This is a genomic window from Cupriavidus agavae (genome assembly GCF_004217045.1).
GTDB lineage: Bacteria > Pseudomonadota > Gammaproteobacteria > Burkholderiales > Burkholderiaceae > Cupriavidus > Cupriavidus agavae.
Genome location: NZ_SGXM01000001.1, coordinates 1,558,834 through 1,578,328 on the forward strand (window position 1 = coordinate 1,558,834; position 19,495 = coordinate 1,578,328).

Here is a 19,495-nt window from a genome sequence, read left to right on the forward strand (position 1 = left end):
CCCCGGCCCGGCGCCCGCCTTTCCAGTCATTCCAGCCACGTATCCCATGTCCGCACAACTGATCGACGGTAACGCCCTCGCCAAACATATCCGTGCCGAAGCCGCCCAGCGCGCCGCCCGCCTGACCGCCGCCGGCCACCAGCCCGGCCTGGCCGTGGTGCTCGTGGGCGAAGACCCGGCCAGCCAGGTCTATGTGCGCAACAAGGTCAAGGCCTGCGAGGACAACGGCTTTCATTCGTCGCTGGACCGCTACCCGGCCGACCTTTCCGAAGCCGACCTGCTGGCCCGCATCGACGCGCTGAACCAGGACCCGAAGATCCACGGCATCCTGGTGCAATTGCCGCTGCCGAAGCACATCGACAGCCACAAGGTGCTCGAAGCCATCGCCCCCGGGAAGGACGTCGACGGCTTCCACGTGGCCAACGCGGGCGCGCTGATGACCGGCGCCCCGCTGTTCCGCCCGTGCACGCCGTATGGCTGCATGAAGATGCTGGAGTCGGTGCAGTTCCCGCTGCGCGGCGCGCGTGCCGTGGTGGTGGGCGCGTCGAACATCGTCGGCAAGCCGATGGCGATGATGCTGCTGCAGGCCGGCGCCACCGTCACCATCTGCAACAGCAAGACGCGCGACCTGGCCGCCCATACCCGTGACGCCGACGTGATCGTGGCCGCGGTGGGCCGCCGCAACATCATCACGGCCGACATGGTCAAGCCCGGCGCCGCCGTGATCGACGTGGGCATGAACCGCGACGATGCCGGCAAGCTGTGCGGCGACGTGGACTTTGCCGGCGTGCGCGAGGTGGCCGGCTACATCACCCCGGTGCCGGGCGGCGTGGGTCCGATGACGATCACGATGCTGCTGGTCAACACGCTGGAATCGGCCGAGCGCGTGGCCGGGCTGGGCTGAGGCCCGCCGGAGGCGCCCTGCCGGCGCCTCAATCGCACCCATAGCAAAGTCGTACTGGATATTTGGGCCCAAAGGCCTCATCTTGCACAGGTAACGTGCCGCGCCGTCCCAGTCGCGCGGCCCACCAGCCGGGAATTGCCATGACTGATACCACCGACCGCGCCAACAATCCGCTGCTCGATTTCTCCGATCTGCCGCGCTTCGCCGAGATCCGCCCCGAGCACATCGGCCCGGCACTGGACGTGCTGCTGGCGCAGGCGCAGGCCGCCGTCGACCGCGCCGAAGACCCGGCCACGCCGGCCACCTGGAACACCGCCGTCGAGGCGCTGGAAACCGCCACCGAGCCGCTGGGCCGCGCCTGGGGCGTGGTGGGCCACCTGAGCGCCGTGGCGGACACGCCCGAACTGCGCAAGGCCCATGCGGACAACCTGCCGCGCATGACCGAATTCTGGTCGTCGCTGGGCCAGAGCCTGGCGCTGTACGAGAAGTACAAGGCCGTGGCCGCCGGCCCCGAGTTCGCCGGCCTGAGCCCGGCGCGCAAGCAGTTGCTCGAAAACGAGCTGCGCGGCTTCCGCCTGGGCGGCGCCGAACTGGCCGAAGACCGCAAGCCGCGCTTTGCCGAGATCCAGGAAGAGCAGGCCCAGTTGTCGAAGGCGTTCTCCGACCACGTGCTCGACGCCACCAACGGCTACGCCCTCTATATAGAAGATGGCGCGCGGCTGGCCGGCATCCCGGCCGATGCCCAGGAAGCCGCCAGGCTGGCCGCCGGGAAGGACGGCAAGCCGGGCTACAAGTTCACGCTCCATTTCCCGTCGTACTACCCGGTGCTGCAGTACGCCGACGACCGCGCGCTGCGCCGCACGATGTACGAGGCCAGCGTCACGCGCGCCTCGGAACTGGGCCCGCAGTACAACAGCGGCCAGGCCGACTGGGACAACACCGCCAACATGCGCGACCAACTCGCGCTGCGCCGCGAGGAAGCCCGGATGCTGGGCTACGCCAACTACGGCGAGGTCTCGCTGGTGCCGAAGATGGCCGAATCGCCGGCCGACGTGCTGAAGTTCCTCGATGAACTGGCCGTCAAGGCCCGCCCCTACGCCGAAGCCGACTGGAAGGAACTGCAACAGTTTGCATCAAGCGAACTGGGCCTCGACAGGATCGAACCGTGGGACGTGGCCTACGCCTCGGAGAAGCTGCGCCAGAAGCGCTACGCGTTCTCCGACGACGAGGTGAAACAGTACTTCCAGGAGCCCAAGGTGCTGGAAGGGCTGTTCGGCGTGGTCGAGAAGCTGTTCTCGGTCAGCATCCGGCCGGACACCGCCCAGACCTGGCACCCGGACGTGCGCTTTTTCCGCGTGGTGTCGCCGCAGGGCGCGCTGCTGGCGCAGTTCTATATCGACCTGTACGCCCGCGAAGGCAAGCGCGGCGGCGCCTGGATGGACGACGCCCGGGGCCGCAAGGAACGCGGCAACGGCACCGTGCAGACGCCGGTGGCCTATCTGACGTGCAACTTCACGGCGCCGGTCGGCGGCAAGCCGGCGCTGTTCACGCATGACGAGGTCATCACGCTGTTCCACGAGTTCGGCCACGGCCTGCACCACATGCTGACGCAGGTGGGCGACCTCGGCGTCTCGGGCATCAACGGCGTGGAGTGGGATGCCGTGGAACTGCCGTCGCAGTTCATGGAGAACTTCTGCTGGGAATACGAGGTGCTGGAAACGATGACGGCCCACGTGGAAACCGGCGCCCCGCTGCCCCGCGCGCTGTTCGACCGGATGCTGGCGGCCAAGAACTTCCAGAACGGCATGATGACGCTGCGCCAGATCGTGTTCTCGTCGTTCGACATGCACCTGCACACCGATTTCGATCCCCAGGGCACGGTCTCGGTGCTGGAACTGTCGCGCCAGATCAACGACAGCAAGCACGTGGTGCCGCAGTCGGCGCTGTCGCGCTGGCCGAACACGTTCAGCCACATCTTCGCGGGCGGGTACGCGGCCGGCTACTACAGCTACAAGTGGGCCGAGGTGCTGTCCGCCGACGTCTACGCGGCGTTCGAGGAAGCCGGCAACCTGTCGGGCAGCGTGCTCGACAGCGCGGTGGGCGAGCGGTACCGGCGCGAGATCCTGTCGGTGGGCGGCAGCCGGCCGGCCATGGAATCGTTCGTCGCATTCCGCGGCCGCGCCCCGCAGATCGACGCGCTGCTGCGCCACGGCGGCATGGCCGAGACGGCTGCGGCGGCCTGATCGCCTGAACGCCTGAACGCCTGATCGCCTGATCCCGCCACCGGCGCCCGGCCATGGACCTTCCTTTCCCGATTCGCAAGGAATGTCCGCCGGGCGCCTGCGTCTGCAACCGCGAGGCGCTGCTGGCCGACCCCGGCGCCGACCTGCGCATCCTGCAACTGACGCAGCAGGAAGAGAAGAAGCTCGTCGAAAGGCTGGAGAACGTGGCGTCGCTCGACGAACTGCTGCGCATGCAGGCGCGCATGCGCGACCTGCTCGGCATGGAGATTTCGATCACGCCCAGCGACAATGTCGTGCGCACCACGCGCGGCTTCCGCATCGAAATGGCCGACCAGCCGGGCCTGTGCCGCAAGACGCGGCAGGCCATCCCGGCGGCCATCCGGCGCAGCATGGACAACCATCCGGAAATCGCTTTCGCTATCCTGAACCAGCGCGACCTGCTGGGCGGGTAGCATGCTGTCCGGGCCGGACAACCCCCGAAGAATAAAACCAGAGCCACCGATGAGAATTGCCAGCTGGAACGTCAACTCCCTGAAGGTCCGCCTTCCCCAGGTCTTGCAATGGCTGGCCGCCCAGGACGCCGCCGGCACGCCCGTGGACGCGCTGTGCCTGCAGGAACTGAAGCTGCCCGACGACAAGTACCCGCTGGCCGAACTGGAAGCCGCCGGCTTCCACAGCGTCTACACCGGCCAGAAGACCTATAACGGCGTGGCCATCGTGGCGCGCGACGGCACCATGCCGGCGCCCACCGACGTGGTGCGCAACATTCCCGGGTACGAGGACGCGCAGCAGCGCGTGGTGGCCGGCACCTATGGCGACGTGCGCCTGATCAGCGCCTACTTCCCGAACGGCCAGGCGCTCGACTCCGACAAGTTCGTCTACAAGCTCGACTGGCTCAAGGCCATGACCGACTGGCTGCGCGCCGAGATGGCCAGGTACCCGAAGCTGGCGCTGCTGGGCGATTTCAACATCGCCCCCGAAGACCGCGACGTGCACGATCCCGCCAAATGGGAAGGCCAGAACCTGGTCTCCCCGCAGGAGCGCGATGCGTTCAAGGCACTGATCGCCATGGGTTTCGTGGATTCGTTCCGGATGTTCGAGCAGCCCGAGAAGACGTTCTCCTGGTGGGATTACCGCATGATGGGCTTCCGCCGCAACGCGGGGCTGCGCATCGACCATATCCTGCTGTCGCCGGCGCTGGCCGGGCGCTGCAGCACCTGCATGATCGACAAGGAACCGCGCCGCTGGGAGCAGCCGTCCGACCATACGCCGGTCGTGGCCTCGCTCGACCTCGCCTGACCGCGGCCCACCGATGAGCGTCGCCGCCCGCGCCCACCCCCCTGCCCTGCAACGCTGGTTCCCCTGGCTGCGGCGCGTGACACCGCTGACGCTGCGCGCCGACGCGATTGCCGGGCTGCTCGGCGCCGTGCTGGTGCTGCCGCAGGGCGTGGCCTTCGCCACGCTGGCGGGCCTGCCGCCGCAGTACGGCATCTACACGGCCGTGGTGCCGTGCATCGTCGCGGCGCTGTTCGGGTCGAGCTGGCATGTGATGTCGGGGCCAACCAACGCCAACTCGCTCGCGCTGTTTGCGATGCTGAGCCCCGTGGCGTTCGCCGGCAGCCCCGCCTACATCGCGCTGGCGCTGGCCGTGACGATGCTGGTGGGCGTGCTGCAACTAGCCGTGGGGGCGCTGCGGCTGGGTTCGCTGGCCAACTTCATCTCGCCCTCGGTGCTGCTCGGCTTTACCTGCGGCGCCGCCACGCTGATCGGGCTCTACGCGCTCAAGGACCTGTTCGGCCTGGCCGTGCCCACGGGCACCAGCGCCTTCGGCGTGGTGCGCTTCCTGTTCGACAATGTGGATACGGTCAATGCCAGCGCGCTGATCGTGGGCGCCGTCACGCTGGCGGTGACCATCGCCATCAAGCGCGTGTGGCGCCGGCTGCCGTTCATGCTGCTGGGCCTGCTGGCCGGCTACGGCACCGCGATGCTGCTCAACCATAGCGGCTGGGCCGCCGCGCAGCACGTCAACGTGGTGGGGCCGATCCCCTCGGCCATCCCGCCGTTCCACGTGCCCGACATCAACTGGCGCACGGTGCCCGACCTGCTCGGCATTGCCGCCGCACTGACCATCGTGGCGCTGGGCCAGTCGATCTCGATCGCCAAGGCCGTGGCGCTGCGCTCGGGCCAGCACGTCGACGCCAATCGCGAGTTCATCGGCCAGGGCCTGTCGAACATCGCGGGCGGCCTGTTCTCGGGCTATATCTCGTGCGGCTCGCTGAACCGCTCGATGCCGAACTTCGAGGCCGGCGCACAGACGCCGCTGGCCAGCGTGTTCTCGGCACTGCTGCTCGTGGTGCTGGTCATGGTCAGCGCGCCGCTGCTGGCACAGATTCCGCTGGCGGCCATTGCCGCCATGCTGCTGCTCGTGGCCTGGGGCCTGTTCGACTTCAAGCGCCTGGGCCGCATTGCCCGGCTGTCGCGCACCGAGTTCGCCATCGCGGTGGGCACCTTCGTCGCCACGCTCGTGATCCGGCTGGAGATGGCCGTGCTGCTCGGCACGATCCTGTCGCTGGTGGCCTACCTGTACCGCACCTCGCGCCCGGCCGTGCGCAGCCTCGTGCCCGACGCCGACGACCCGGGCCGCCGCTTCACTCCTCTGGACGAATTACGACGTCCGCAGCCAGAATGCCCGCAGCTGAAACTGCTGCGCATGGAAGGTGCCATCTACTTCGGCGCGGTGCAGTACGTGACCGACCGCCTGCACTGGCTGCGCACCGTCGACGCGGACCAGAAACACCTGCTGGCGATGACCAAGAGCATGAATTTCATCGACCTGGCCGGCGCTGAAATGTGGGAGGCCGAATTGGCCGAGCGGCGCGCCGAAGGCGGCGACCTCTACTTCCACCGGCCGCGCACGCAGGTGCTGGAAACGTGGACGCAGACCGGCTTCGCCGACAAGCTCGGGCCGGACCATATCTTCCCGACCAAGCGACAGGCGCTCCGCACGATCATCGCCAGGCTCTCGCCCGAGATCTGTGCGCAGTGCCATGTGCGCATCTTCGAGGAATGCGCAGCCCGTCCGGGCGGCCCCGACCATCGCGGCACGACGCAAGCGGACGCACAAACGCGTCACCCGGCCTGAGCGGCGATCGGTTCAACCAGACAAATTTGAAGTTATTACGAGATACGGTAGGAATGTAGCGCGCCGGCCGGCCTGTCGTGACAACAGGACCAGAACCGGCGGCGGAGGGTTGCTGCCGTCGGTCGGTCCTCAGACCGGCGCTACGTGCGCGCGCTTGACCACGACCGGCTGGGGCACGCCCTGCTCGATCAGCACCACGGCCGCGCGTTCGATCGTGTCACGACCGGCGCGGAACGCCTCTTCCAGCGACAACACCTGGTCGGCACTGAAGCCTTCCCAGAGCGCTTCGCGCGTTACCACACAGGTCACTTGTTCACCATTGACCACCGCGTGGAACAGCAAACCCTCATTGTTGATGTCGTAGCGGTCTTGCTCCTGGAATTTGATTTCCATCATCACAGCCCTCCATATGCAAGTGGAGAAGCATCCTAACATGGCTTTGCGGAAATCGTCTGTGATCCCCTGCACAAGCCATGCCGAATGCGATTCGTCTCATTCGTCGCGGTCATCGACCCATCGGATCTCGTTTGCCGCGAGCATGACGCACGCATGTGTCAGCGTGATGTGCCCGATCGTTTCGATCACGCGGACGGTTGCCGCGCGCAGTCGGACCACCACTTTCGGGGCCTTTCACGAAACGTTTGACAACGCGGAAAATCCTGCTAGAATCTCGGTCTTCGTCGGGGCGTTAGCTCAGTTGGTAGAGCAGCGGACTCTTAATCCGTAGGTCGAGTGTTCGAGTCACTCACGCCCCACCAGACACAAGAAAGGCCGGAAGCAGCGATGCTTCCGGCCTTTTGCTTTCCGGCGCCAGGCTTTTCCGCCCCTACGCCGCCTGCGAGCGCTCGAACAGCGTGCGCGCGAGGCGCCGGTGATCGGCCAGCACATGCGGCAGATCGGCCGTCAGCAGCACACCGTCGCGCACCACCGGCCGGCCATTGATGATGCTGGTCGACACATTGGCCGGCGTGCAGAACACCAGCGCCGCCACGGGGTCATGCCCGGCCCCCGCAAATCCGACGTCCGACATGTCGAACGCGACGATGTCAGCCGACATGCCCGGCGCCAGCGCGCCAATATCATCACGGTTCAGCACCCGCGCGCCGCCGAGCGTGGCAATCTCCAGCGCCTCGCGCGCACTCATCGCCGCCGGGCCGAAGCCCACGCGCTGCAGCAGCATTGCCTGCCGCGCTTCGCCGAGCAGATGCGCGCCATCGTTGGAGGCGCTGCCGTCCACCCCCAGCCCCACCGGCACACCGGCGTCGCGCATGCGGCGGATCGGCGCGATGCCCGACGCCAGCCGCATGTTCGAGCACGGACAATGCGCCACGCCGGTACCGGTGCGCGCGAACAGCGCCACGCCCTCCTCGTCAAGCTTCACGCAATGCGCGTGCCAGACATCGTGCCCGACCCAGCCCAGGTCCTCGGCGTACTGCGCCGGCGTCATGCCGAACTTTTCCCGCGAATAGGCGATGTCGTTGTCGTTCTCGGCCAGATGGGTGTGCAGCGACACGCCGTAGTGGCGCGCCATCACCGCCGACTCGCGCATCAGGTCGCGCGATACCGAGAACGGCGAGCACGGCGCCAGCACCACGCGCAGCATGGCGTGGCGCGAGGCGTCGTGATACTGCTCCACCAGCCGCTGGCTGTCGCGCAGGATGGCCGGCTCGGTCTCCACCACCACATCGGGCGGCAGCCCGCCCTGGCTGCGCCCCACGCTCATCGAGCCGCGTGCGGCGTGGAAGCGCATGCCGATCTGTCGCGCGGCGTCGATCGAATCGTCGAGGCGGGAGCCGTTCGGGTACAGGTAGAGGTGGTCGCTCGTGGTCGTACAACCGGACAGCATCAGTTCGGCCATCGCGGTCTGGGTCGAGACGCGGATCATCTCGGGCGTCAGGTGCGACCAGATCATGTAGAGATTGGTCAGCCAGCCGAACAGCTCGGCGTCCTGCGCGGCCGGCACGGCGCGCGTCAGGCTCTGGTACATGTGGTGGTGGGTATTGACCAGGCCCGGCGTGACCACATGGCCGCGCATGTCGATGACCTCGGCGCCGCCTTCGTCGACCAGGCGGCGGTACTGCGGGGGCAGCTCGGCGGTAGGCCCCACCCACTCGATGGCCGGACCATTGGCGACGAGCGCACCATCGGCAATCTCGCGGCGCTGGGCGTCCATGGTGACCAGGACGTCGGCGTGCTGGAGGATCAGGGTCATGGTTGTCTTCCGTCTCGGATGTGTACGAGCCGAAGTCTACTTGCCGCCCGCAGGCCGCCCAAAGCGCAGAATTCCGCGCCGGGTGTGCGCAAATTGTGGACACCCGGCGCGCCGCAGCCCTAGCGGAACAGGTTGGCCAGCGCCGCCCCCATGGCCTCGGCCATCAGCTCGGCCGCCGGCGTCAGCGCACTGCGCCCGCGCGCCACCAGCCGCAACGTCTGGCGCTGCAGCCCGGCGTCCTGCAGCGGCACGAAGACCACCGAGCCGCGTGCGCGGTCTTCCATCACGTCGAGCGGGTTGAGCAGCGCCACGCCACCGCCAGCCGCCACGAGCCGCTGGATCAGCACCACCGACGTGGATTCCACCGCCGGCGCCACCTCGATAGCCTGGCGCGCGAACGCATCGTCCACCAGTGCGCGGATCGACAGCGACGGCGCCGGCAGGATCAGCGGGTAGCCGGCGCACTCGGCCAGCCGCGCGGAAGTCTGCGCCGCCAGCGGGTGCCCGGGCGCCACCACCGCGCCGATCGACCACTCGCGGCTCGCCACCACGCGAAAGGCGGCCACCTCTGGCAGGTCGTAGCCCAGGCCAAGGTCGGCATCGCCCTGCTCCACCGCCGCCACGATACCGCTGACGGGCAGATCGGCCACGCGCACGACAATGCCCGGATGGTGTTGACGGAAGTCATGCACCAGCGACGGCATCAGCGCCCCGGCCAGCCCCGAGGTGGTGGCCACCGTCACCATGCCGCGCCGCGCACCCCGGATCTCGGCCACGCGCGCCTGCAGCGCCTCGTGCTCGCGCAGCGTCTGCCGCACATGGGCCAGCACCATCTCGCCGAGCGGCGTCAGTTGCAGACGCCGGTTGATGCGGTCGAACAGCGGCGCCCCCAGCGAAGCTTCCAGATCGAGGATCTGGCGGTTGATCGCCGTGGGCGCCACGTGCAGGACTTCCGCCGCGCGCCGGATCGATCCGCGCCGGACAACCTCGTCGAGATAGCGAAGCACGCGCGCATGCATGGCGGGGAGCGGTTGTTTGGGACCGGCGCATTGTAATGCCGGCCAGTCTTCGACAAAAAAATCGCAAAAGGGGCTTGCGCGGTACTCGATGGCTTGCTAGAATCTCTTTCTTCGTTGGGGCGTTAGCTCAGTTGGTAGAGCAGCGGACTCTTAATCCGTAGGTCGAGTGTTCGAGTCACTCACGCCCCACCAGCGAATTCCTCGAAAGCCCGAAGCGCGCAAACGCTTCGGGCTTTTGTCATTTCCGGGCCACCTCGCTAGTGGTCTGACCTCCGCGGGTTCGCCCCAATGTTCGCCCGTACGCTTTCGCGGTTGAATGCTCTCGACGCACATCACGGAACGAAGTTCCGTATTGCGGAACATAGAAGAGCAACACCTCGGAGGCATCTCTTGAAAGCAGTTCTGAAAGCGGGCGCGATGGGCGCCCTTGCGGCGTTCGGCCTGAGCGCGGCCGGCGTGGGTCACGCACAGTCCTACCCCACCAAGCCGATCCGCCTGATCGTGCCGTTTGCCGCGGGCGGTACCACCGATATCGTGGGCCGCGCCGTTTCCGAGGCGCTGGGCCGCGAGCTGGGCCAGCCCGTGGTCGTCGAGAACAAGGGCGGCGGCGGCGGCGCGATTGGCGCCGACGCACTGGCCAAGTCGGCTCCGGACGGCTACACGCTGGGCATCGCCACCGTCAGCACGATGGCCACCAACCCGGCCACCAATGCCAAGAACCCCTACGATCCGATCAAGGACTTCGCGCCGATCACGAACCTGGTGAACGTGCCGAACGTGCTGACCGTCAATCCGAAGGTGCCGGCCAAGAACCTCAAGGAATTCGTGGCGCTGATCAAGGCCAATCCGGGCAAGTACAGCTACGCCTCGGCCGGCAAGGGCAGCATCTCGCACCTGGACGGCGAACTGTTCAAGTTCATGACCAAGACCGACATGGTCCACGTGCCCTACCGCGGCTCGGGCCCGGCGCTGAACGACACGCTGGCGGGTCAGGTCAACGCGCAGTTCGACAACCTGCCGTCTTCGATGCCGTTCATCCAGAGCGATCGCCTGCGCGCGCTGGCCGTGGCCGCGCCCAAGCGCGTCGAGGGCCTTCCCAACGTGCCGACTTTTGCCGAGGAAGGCATGAAGGAAATGAACAACATGGCCTGGTACGGCCTGGTGGCACCGGCCGGTACCCCGCCGGCCATCGTCGCCAAGGTGCACGACGCCGCCGTCAAGGCGCTGCAGGACCCGGCCGTCAAGAAGCGCCTGCACGATGCGGGCGCCTATCCGGACGGCAACACCTCGCAGCAGTACGCGGCCCAGATCAAGCGCGAGCTTGACCTGCGCAAGAAGATTGCCGTGGATCAAAACATCACGCTGGAGTGATGCAACGATAACCCAGCGAGTGGCGCGCCCGTCTCAGGCAGTGTTGCCGGTACAACACCCCGGTCTGCGGGCCGCCACAATCCCCGGTACAGTGTCAGGATCCAATGATCCATGTTCAGGCCGGAGACCCATCCCCGGCCGTCTCTCGAGAGGAAGATGATGCTGAAGAAGACCGTACCGACGCTGATCGTTGCCGCACTGACTGCCCTCGGCGCCGTGCAACTGGCCCACGCGCAGCAGAAGAACTACACCGAAGGCGGCGACCTCTACAGCGGTAGCCGCGCCAAGGACAAGGCCAATCCGAACCAGAATCCGGCCAAGTCCGGCAAGTTCGATCCGTACACGGACGGTGCCAGGAAGTCCACCCGCACCGACCTGGCACCGCGCAAGGCCGATCCGTACACCGACGGCGCCCGTGGCGGCACGCGCGACCCGTACCTGGACGGCGCCCGCACCGGCGCGCGCGACCCGTACACGGACGGCGCCAAGACCGGCAAGCCCGATCCGTACACCGACGGCGCCAAGAAGTAATCCACGCCCCGCGCTGGCCGGATCACCGGCCGGCACGCCCGTCCCAGGCAACCTCGCCCGGGACGCGCCGCTTCACCTTGCCACCGCCTCCGGGGTGCCGACCACCTGAAGTCTCGGCAGCCACGTTGCAGGTCCGGGCGGCACGACCACCTTCCCCTTTGCCTCGACCCGCCGGCCGGCCAGCTCCCGCGCCTGGGCCTCGCCCATGCCCGATAGCTCCCAGGTGCCACGGTCCGCCGTTTCGAGCATGACCACGGGAAAAGGCGCGCTGCCCTTGATCCGCAGGTCGCCGACCAGGGTTTCCAGTTCCGGGGCCGCCGAGGTGGCGCACGCCACGATGCCGAGCGCCGCGACGGCGCACGCAAGAATTGCCTTCAACTTACAGTCTCCGAAAACAGGACGGGGCAGCCTTCGCCGCCCCGCCCTGCTGCCATATGGCGTGGTTGCCGAACGGCCTTATTGGATCACGACCGACAGCGTTGAGCCAGCCGGCACCTTGACCGTCTCGCTATACGTGCCCGTCACGGCCTTGCGGACCACCGGCAGGCTCGCGTACGGCTGGAGCGTGGCCGGCACGGCCTGCGTCAGCGTACGGCTCGGCAGCTGCTGTTGCGGGTCGATGACCGGCAGCACGAAGCCGCCCTCGCTGCGCGCCGGGAAGCCGAAGCCGCCCGGGCTCGGCGCCTTCATCAGCGCGCCCGAGGTGGCCGCAAAGCGGCGCAGTTGCTCGCCCAGGCTCGACGTGGGCGCCACGGCGCGGATCGCGTTGTCGAGGACCACGACCGAATCCGTGCTGCTCACGTTCGCCAGCAGGCCCTTGTAGAACGTCAGGCCGAGCTGGCGGTCCAGGAAGCCGCCCAGCGAACCGGACACCGAGTAGCTGTCGCAGGTGGCGCCGAATGCGGTCCAGTCCAGCAGGTTGCAGTTGTACGAACCGGCCTTGTACCCGATGTAGTTCGGGAAGCGGACGTCGCGGATGGCGTTGTACGTGGGCTCGATCGACTGGCTGGCGAAGTCCTCCATCATCATCGCCGAGGCTTCTTCGAGCCAGGTGTCGAACTGCTTCGTCGGTCCGGCCACCACGCCGCGGCGATAGAAGTTCTGCATGTGCATGCCTTCGTGCGCCATGGTCAGGAGCATCGACTTCATGCCTTCCGGGCCGCCCAGGTACAGCGTCTCGGCGTCCAGGTACAGCGACACCGAGTCGTTGCCGTACGGGTTCTCCGTCGGGTCGCTCTTCACGGCATTGCGCGAGTAGAAGTAGCCGATCATGCCGAACGGCGTGCCATCCTGGTCGAAATTCAGGATCACGATATCGATCGGCTGGCCCGTGCCGGAGATCAGCTCGGAATAGCCGTGCGCCCCCCAGAGCGGACCGCCCACGGACTTCAGCATGTCGTAGATCTTGCCGGTCGGGGAGAATCCTGCCGCCAGCGTGTTGACGATGGCCGGGGTGACCTTCCCGGTCATGTTCTCGGCCGTTTCCACCCAGAAATTGATGACGGTGCCGTCGCTGGCCGTGTCCTGGCGCACCAGCGTCGCGGGGCGGGCGCTGTTGTCCTCGTGATAGAAGACGCGGGTGTCGTTGACCACCGAGCGGGTCGGGGCACCGATCATCGAGGCGCTCGGGCTGCCCGTACGGGAACCGGCCTTGGCCACCCAGCCCGTATGGTTGAAGTCCGAGATGCGGCGCTTCGCCTCTTCCACGCCATTGCGCCACCGCACTTCGCTGGCCGCCACGTTCGGGTAGTACGACGCGGTCAGCGGGATCGTCGGCATGGTCTGCGCGGTGCCGGTCTGGTTCGTGAAGACCAGCGTCACATCCTGGCCGGTCAGGCCGGCGATGCTGACGGGCATCTCCACGGCCGAGGCCGTCGCATTGATGTTCTGCCAGACACCCACGCCGGAGCCGGCATAGGTATTCGCATCGACGGCACCACAGCCGCTGCAGGCCGGCGAGACGACGCTGGTAGGCTTGGCCGCCGGATCGGACGACCCCGTGTTGCCGGTATTGCCAGTCGTGCCGGTAGCGCCGGCCGTGCCGCCCGAGGCCGTGGTGGCCTGCGTGGCCGGGGTGCCGCCGTCACCGCCGCCTCCGCAGGCGGCCAATACGGCTGATGTCAGGACTGCCAGAGCAAGGGACCCCGGGAAAGACAATGTGCGCTGTTTGCGCATCGCGATTTCTCCAAATTGTTAGCCAGCCGACACCTGTCGCGGCGTCTTCTGCTAACGGCAGCCCCGGCATGCCCTGCACCCGACTTCAGAGGGATTCCCCGTCCCTGCGATCCCTGCGGCACCTCCACCAAAAGATTGACTAGGACATACCCGACCTGTCATGCAATTGTCTCGACATTGCTGCTAGTGTTGCGCCTACCGAATTTTGTCGTTCCGCGACCGGCCCGGATGAGGCTGGCGCCCAAGCCGCCCGGGCCGGCCAATGCACCGGCCCAAGAAGTGTCACAGGCGGCAAGAAAACCCTGATAGGGAGACCTGAGCCAATGCAGCCAAAAGCACTCGAGATTCACGAACCCGTAGTCCTGTCGCTCGTCGATGCGGTCACCGCATGGCAGGACGCGCTGGACCGCACCCTGAACGTGTCGGGGCTGACCTATCCGAAGTGGCTCCTGCTGCGGGCCATCAAGCAGGACCAGTTCACGCGCGGCCAGCCGTGCCCGGGTGCCATCCTCCTCGATGTGCCACAGACCGAACGCCTGCTGCGCGAACTGCACGCCGACGGCTGGCTGGAATTCCCGGCCGACGGCTCGCCGCGCATCGCCGCCAGCGCCGAGCGGCGTATCGAGCGCGCCGCCCAAGGCGTGCGCGCGCTCCATTCGGTCTCGGTCTGCAACCTGAACGCCGCCGAGCGCGCCGCGCTGACCGGCCTGCTGCACCGCATGACGGCCACGCTGGAGGACCACTCGGCCCGCCACGCCCGCCATGCCGCGTGGGATACCCATCCGCTGTCGATCGTGGTGCCCGACGACGCCGGCCACGGCACCCGGCACGCCCTGGCCGCCTGAGCCCGGCGCTTTCTGCCTTCCGCGCCTTCCCTGCCTTCCCGGCAGCCCGACGCCCCGCCCTGTGCGGGGCGTCGCCGTTTTGTCGCCCGGCGCGCGCAAATCTTGCCTACAGTGTGAGAGCACCGGCACATGGCCGGGCGCCACCGTGGAGAAGCCATGCCCCCGGAAAACGAAGAAAAGGTAGCGCAGCTGCTTGAAGACCTGGTCGCCTTCGCGCGCGAGCGGCTGCCCGACGCCACGTTCGCCATCGTCGAGCCACTGCTGCGCCACTACTACGACCTGGCCGATGCCGAGGACCTGCTGGCCCGCAACGTGGCCGACCTCTACGGCGCCGTGATGGCGCACTGGCAGACCGCCCAGAAGTTCGTGCCCGGCACGGCGCGGCTGCGGGTCTACAACCCCAATTTCGAGGAGCACGGCTGGCACTCGGACCACACCATCGTCGAGATCGTCAACGACGACATGCCGTTCCTGGTCGATTCGGTGACCATGGAGATCAACCGGCACGGCATGACGCTGCATTCGGCGATCCACCCGGTGTTCCGCGTCTGCCGCGACGGCCGGGGCGCGATCGAAAGCCTGGGGCTGGGCGGCAGCGAATCGGGCACCGAGACCTGCCGGCTCGAATCGTTCATCCACTTCGAGATCGACCGGACTGGCGAAAGTACGAGGCTCGACGCGCTCCGCTTCGGCATCGCCAGCGCGCTGGGCGATGTGCGCGCCGCCGTGGAGGACTGGCCGCGCATGCGCCAGATCGCGCAGGAGACCGTGGCCGGCATGGCCCAGGCCCGCGACGCCGGCTCGCCCGACGCGCTTGAGGCGCGCGCCTTCCTCGAATGGATGCTCGACGACCATTTCACGTTCCTGGGCCACCGTGACTACGAACTGATCGCCCGCGACGGGCAGTTCTTCCTGCGCGGCGTGGCCGGGTCAGGCGCGGGCATCCTGCGCGAGGCGCTGCGCGATCCGGGCTCGGACGACCTCACGCCACTGCCGGCCGCCGCGCGCGCCATCATCGAGGGCGCCTCGCCGATCTTCGTGACCAAGGCCAACTCGCGCGCCACCGTGCACCGGCCCGGCTATCTGGACTACGTGGGCGTCAAGCTGCTCGATGCCGACGGCAAGCTGTTCGGCGAGCGGCGCTTCGTGGGGCTGTACACGTCCACGGCCTACATGGTCAGCGCCAGCGAGATTCCGATCGTGCGGCGCAAGTGCGCCAATATCCTGGCGCGCGCCGGCTTCCTGACCAAGGGGCACCTCTACAAGTCGCTGGTGACGATCCTTGAGCAGTACCCGCGCGACGAGATGCTGCAGGCCGACGAGGACGAGCTGTTCGGCATCGCGCTGGGCATCCTGCGGCTGCAGGAGCACCAGCGCACGCGGCTGTTCGTGCGGCGCGACCGCTTCGACCGCTTCATCTCGTGCCTGGTCTTCGTGCCGCGCGACAAGTACAACACCGACCTGCGCCAGCGCATCCAGAAGCTGCTGGTCCAGGCGTTCAACGGTACCAGTTGCGAGTTCACCCCGCTGCTGTCGGAGTCGCCGCTGGCCCGCATCCAGCTGACCGTGCGCGGCGAGCCCGGCACGATGCCCGAGGTCGATACCCGCGAACTCGAAGCCCGCATCGTGCAGGCCACGCGGCGCTGGCAGGACGACCTGGCCCAGGCGCTGCACGACAACCGCGGCGAGGAACTCGGCAACCGGCTGCTGCGCCACTACGGCGATTCGTTCCCGGCCGGCTACCGCGAGGATTACGCGGCGCGCACCGCCGTGCGCGACATCGAACTGATGGAACACGCGCGGCAGCACCCGGGCGGGCTGGCGATGAACCTGTACCGGCCCATCGAGGCGGCGCCGGGCGCGTTCCGCTTCAAGGTCTACCGGGCCGGGCAGCCCATCGCCCTGTCGCTGAGCCTGCCGATGCTCGAACACCTGGGCGTGCGCGTGGACGAGGAGCGCCCGTACCTGATCGAGCCCGATGCCGGCGCGCCGGTGTGGATCCACGACTTCGGCCTGGAAATTGCCGCCGACCCGGACGGCCGCCCGCTCGACGTGGACCTGGAGAAGATCAAGCCGCTGTTCGAGGACGCCTACGGGCGCGCCTGGCACGGCGAGATCGAGAACGACGACTTCAACCGGCTGGTGCTGCGCGCCGGGCTGGCCGCGCGCGACGTGACGATCCTGCGCGCCTATGCCAAATATCTGCGCCAGGTGGGCTCCACGTTCAGCAACGCCTATATCGAGCGGGCGCTGACGGCCAACCCGGAAATCGCCGCGATGCTGGTGTCGCTGTTCATGGCCCGCTTCGACCCGGCCCAGGCGGGCGCCGACCCCGCAGGGGGTGCCGAGGCGCGCAGCCGCAGATGGCTGGACCAGATCGACGCCGCGCTGGACAAGGTGCCCAACCTCGACGAGGACCGCATCCTGCGGCTGTTCCTGAACGTGATCAACGCCACGGTGCGGACCAACTACTTCCACCGGGGCGCGGACGGCCAGCCGCGCCCCTATGTCTCGTTCAAGTTCAACCCGGCGCTGGTGCAGGGCCTGCCCGAACCGCGCCCGATGTTCGAGATCTGGGTCTACTCGCCGCGCGTGGAGGGCGTGCACCTGCGCGGCGGGCGGGTGGCGCGGGGCGGGCTGCGCTGGTCAGACCGGCGCGAGGATTTCCGCACCGAGGTGCTCGGCCTGATGAAGGCCCAGATGGTAAAAAATACCGTGATCGTGCCGGTCGGGTCGAAGGGCGGCTTCGTGGTCAAGCGCCCGCCGCCCGCCACCGACCGCGACGCATTCCTGGCCGAAGGCGTGGCCTGCTACCAGACCTTCCTGCGCGGCCTGCTCGACCTGACCGACAACCTCGTCTCCGGCGAACTGGTACCGCCGCCCGACGTGGTGCGCCTGGACGAGAACGACCCCTACCTGGTGGTGGCCGCCGACAAGGGCACGGCCACGTTCTCGGACTACGCCAACGCGATTTCGGCAGACTACGGCTTCTGGCTCGACGACGCCTTCGCCTCGGGCGGCTCGGTCGGCTACGACCACAAGAAGATGGGCATCACGGCGCGCGGCGCCTGGGAAAGCGTCAAGCGCCATTTCCGCGAGATGGGCACCGACATCCAGACCACGCCGTTCACCGTGGTGGGCGTGGGCGACATGTCCGGCGACGTGTTCGGCAACGGCATGCTGCTGTCGCCCCACATCAAGCTGCTGGCCGCATTCGACCATCGCCACATCTTCCTCGACCCCGACCCCGATTGCGCGAAAAGCCTGGCCGAGCGCCAGCGCCTGTTCGATTTGCCCCGATCGAGCTGGGCCGACTACGACACCACGCTGATCTCGGCCGGCGGCGGCGTGTTTCCGCGCTCGGCCAAGACCATCGCGCTGTCACCGCAGGTGCGCGCCGTGCTCGGCGTCGAGGCGGCCACGCTGTCGCCGAACGAACTGATGCACGCCATCCTGTCGGCGCCGGTGGACCTGCTCTACAACGGCGGCATCGGCACCTACGTCAAGGCCAGCACGGAGACGCACCTGCAGGCCGGCGACCGCTCGAATGATGCCATCCGCGTGAACGGCAGCGACCTGCGCTGCAAGGTGGTGGGCGAAGGCGGCAACCTCGGCTTCACCCAGTTGGGGCGCATCGAGTTTGCGCGTCACGGCGGGCGGATCAATACCGACGCCATCGACAACTCGGCCGGCGTCGACTGCTCCGACCACGAGGTCAATATAAAGATTCTGCTAGGTCTGGTGGTGGCCGACGGCGAAATGACCGAGAAGCAGCGCAACAAGCTGCTGGCCGAGATGACCGACGAAGTGGGCCTGCTGGTGCTGCACGACAACTACTACCAGACGCAGGCGCTGTCGGTGGCCGGACGCGAGGCACCCGCCCTGCTCGACGGCGAGGGCCGGCTGATCCGCTGGCTCGAACGCGCGGGCCGGCTCAACCGGCCGCTGGAGTTCCTGCCCTCCGAGGCCGAGATCGCCGAGCGCCGCGCGCTGGGCCAGGGGCTGGCTTCGCCCGAGCGTGCGGTGCTGCTGGCCTACAGCAAGATGTGGTTGTACGACGAGTTGCTGGCCTCGGACCTGCCCGAGGATGCGCTGGTGGCCGGACTGCTGCTCGACTACTTCCCCGAGCCGCTCCGGCAGCGCCATGCGGCGGCCATGACGCGCCATCCGCTGCGGCGCGAGATCCTGTCCACGCATCTGACCAATCTGCTGGTCAACCGGATCGGTGCCACGTTCGTGCACCGGCTGATGGAGGAAACCGACGCCCGCCCGGCGGACATCGTGCGCGCCTGCCTGCTGGCGCGCGACGTGTTCGGCCTGAGCGGCCTCTGGGCCCGCATCGACCAGCTCGACAACCGCGTGGACGATGCCGTTCAGGCGCGCATGTTCGGCGCGCTGGGGCGCCTGCTGGAACGCGCCACGCTCTGGTTCATCCGCTACCTGCGTGGCGGCGGCACCGTGGAACCGGGCGCGGCGCGCTTTGCCGAAGCGGCCCAGTGGCTGACGCCGCAGCTCTCGGCCCTGCTGCCCGAGGACGGCGCCAGGGAACTGGCCGAACGTGCCGCCGCGCTGACCGAGGCCGGCGTGGACGACGACCTCGCGCTGCGGGTAGCCGCCGGCGACCTCTCGGCCGCCGCGCTCGACATCGCCGAAGTGGCCGCCTCGTGCCAGCGCACCCTCGACGCCGTGGCCGGGGTCTACTTCGCGCTCGATACCGAGATGAATTTCGCGTGGCTGCGCGAGCGCACGCTGTCGCTGCCGTCCGATACGCACTGGGACCTGCTCGCCCGCACCACCACGCTCGAAGACCTGGGCCGGCTCAAGCGCGCGCTGACCACGAGCGTGCTGGGCCAGGCGCACGACGGCGAAGCCGCGCCGGCCATGATCGAGCGCTGGCGCGGCCACCGGCAGGTGGCGCTGGAACGCTACGCGCAGATGCTGACGGACCAGCGCGCGTCCGGGGTGTCGGGCGCGGCGGCGTTGTCGATGCTGTCGGTGGCGGTCAGGGAGATTGGCCTGCTGGAACGCGCCTGACCGGAACGCGCCCGAAGTG

General features: G+C 68.0%; 14 protein-coding genes and 2 tRNA genes. 11 read left to right on the top strand and 5 right to left on the bottom strand.

Annotated features, from left to right (window positions below; all coding sequences use genetic code 11):
• Nucleotides 1-46 precede the first annotated feature (46 nt).
• From folD to EV147_RS07045, 5 genes are all read left to right on the top strand, one after another.
• The gene (folD, locus tag EV147_RS07025; protein ID WP_130390387.1) at nucleotides 47-904 is read left to right on the top strand and encodes a bifunctional methylenetetrahydrofolate dehydrogenase/methenyltetrahydrofolate cyclohydrolase FolD; all 858 of its coding nucleotides are present in this window, start codon (nucleotides 47-49) and stop codon (nucleotides 902-904) included.
• A 140-nt stretch (nucleotides 905-1,044) separates the two neighbouring features.
• A complete protein-coding gene (locus EV147_RS07030; RefSeq protein ID WP_130390388.1) occupies nucleotides 1,045-3,147 on the top strand; it encodes a M3 family metallopeptidase in 2,103 nt (700 codons plus the stop codon).
• A 53-nt stretch (nucleotides 3,148-3,200) separates the two neighbouring features.
• The gene (locus EV147_RS07035; RefSeq protein ID WP_130390389.1) at nucleotides 3,201-3,599 is read left to right on the top strand and encodes a hypothetical protein; all 399 of its coding nucleotides are present in this window, start codon (nucleotides 3,201-3,203) and stop codon (nucleotides 3,597-3,599) included.
• Between the two features lie 49 nt (nucleotides 3,600-3,648).
• Nucleotides 3,649-4,446, top strand: a complete 798-nt coding sequence (gene xth, locus EV147_RS07040) for an exodeoxyribonuclease III (RefSeq protein WP_130390390.1) — start codon at nucleotides 3,649-3,651, stop codon at nucleotides 4,444-4,446.
• A gap of 13 nt (nucleotides 4,447-4,459) precedes the next feature.
• Nucleotides 4,460-6,289, top strand: coding sequence for a SulP family inorganic anion transporter (locus EV147_RS07045; protein ID WP_130390391.1), 1,830 nt, complete (start codon nucleotides 4,460-4,462; stop codon nucleotides 6,287-6,289).
• A 129-nt stretch (nucleotides 6,290-6,418) separates the two neighbouring features.
• Here the strand turns inward: EV147_RS07045 and EV147_RS07050 are convergent, their stop codons facing one another.
• Nucleotides 6,419-6,682 carry a DUF1488 family protein gene (locus EV147_RS07050; RefSeq protein WP_130391215.1) on the bottom strand — a complete coding sequence of 88 codons (264 nt, stop codon included), beginning with the start codon at nucleotides 6,680-6,682 and terminating at the stop codon, nucleotides 6,419-6,421.
• 289 nt (nucleotides 6,683-6,971) lie between these two features.
• Here EV147_RS07050 and EV147_RS07055 point away from each other — a divergent pair.
• Nucleotides 6,972-7,047: transfer RNA gene (locus EV147_RS07055), tRNA-Lys, on the top strand.
• A gap of 68 nt (nucleotides 7,048-7,115) precedes the next feature.
• Here EV147_RS07055 and EV147_RS07060 read toward each other — a convergent pair.
• Both EV147_RS07060 and EV147_RS07065 read right to left on the bottom strand, forming a co-directional pair.
• Nucleotides 7,116-8,501 carry an 8-oxoguanine deaminase gene (locus EV147_RS07060; protein WP_130390392.1) on the bottom strand — a complete coding sequence of 462 codons (1,386 nt, stop codon included), beginning with the start codon at nucleotides 8,499-8,501 and terminating at the stop codon, nucleotides 7,116-7,118.
• A 119-nt stretch (nucleotides 8,502-8,620) separates the two neighbouring features.
• A complete protein-coding gene (locus tag EV147_RS07065) occupies nucleotides 8,621-9,520 on the bottom strand; it encodes a LysR family transcriptional regulator (RefSeq protein WP_130390393.1) in 900 nt (299 codons plus the stop codon).
• 116 nt (nucleotides 9,521-9,636) lie between these two features.
• Here EV147_RS07065 and EV147_RS07070 point away from each other — a divergent pair.
• The 3 genes from EV147_RS07070 to EV147_RS07080 all read left to right on the top strand — a co-directional run bounded on the left by EV147_RS07070 (nucleotide 9,637) and on the right by EV147_RS07080 (nucleotide 11,422).
• Nucleotides 9,637-9,712: transfer RNA gene (locus tag EV147_RS07070), tRNA-Lys, on the top strand.
• Nucleotides 9,713-9,910: 198 nt separating this feature from the next.
• On the top strand, nucleotides 9,911-10,891 hold the full coding sequence (locus EV147_RS07075) for a Bug family tripartite tricarboxylate transporter substrate binding protein (protein ID WP_130390394.1): 981 nt from the start codon (nucleotides 9,911-9,913) through the stop codon (nucleotides 10,889-10,891).
• 159 nt (nucleotides 10,892-11,050) lie between these two features.
• Complete coding sequence (locus tag EV147_RS07080) at nucleotides 11,051-11,422, top strand: hypothetical protein (RefSeq protein WP_130391216.1); 372 nt, start codon at nucleotides 11,051-11,053, stop codon at nucleotides 11,420-11,422.
• A gap of 72 nt (nucleotides 11,423-11,494) precedes the next feature.
• On the opposite strand, the gene EV147_RS07085 is transcribed toward EV147_RS07080, so the two are convergent.
• A complete protein-coding gene (locus EV147_RS07085; protein WP_130390395.1) occupies nucleotides 11,495-11,800 on the bottom strand; it encodes a hypothetical protein in 306 nt (101 codons plus the stop codon).
• A 78-nt stretch (nucleotides 11,801-11,878) separates the two neighbouring features.
• On the bottom strand, nucleotides 11,879-13,531 hold the full coding sequence (locus EV147_RS07090; RefSeq protein ID WP_407923203.1) for a M30 family zinc metallopeptidase: 1,653 nt from the start codon (nucleotides 13,529-13,531) through the stop codon (nucleotides 11,879-11,881).
• A 389-nt stretch (nucleotides 13,532-13,920) separates the two neighbouring features.
• Between EV147_RS07090 and EV147_RS07095 the strand changes: the two genes are divergently transcribed.
• A complete protein-coding gene (locus EV147_RS07095; RefSeq protein ID WP_130390397.1) occupies nucleotides 13,921-14,442 on the top strand; it encodes a MarR family transcriptional regulator in 522 nt (173 codons plus the stop codon).
• A 156-nt stretch (nucleotides 14,443-14,598) separates the two neighbouring features.
• Nucleotides 14,599-19,476 carry an NAD-glutamate dehydrogenase gene (locus EV147_RS07100; protein WP_130390398.1) on the top strand — a complete coding sequence of 1,626 codons (4,878 nt, stop codon included), beginning with the start codon at nucleotides 14,599-14,601 and terminating at the stop codon, nucleotides 19,474-19,476.
• Nucleotides 19,477-19,495 lie beyond the last annotated feature (19 nt).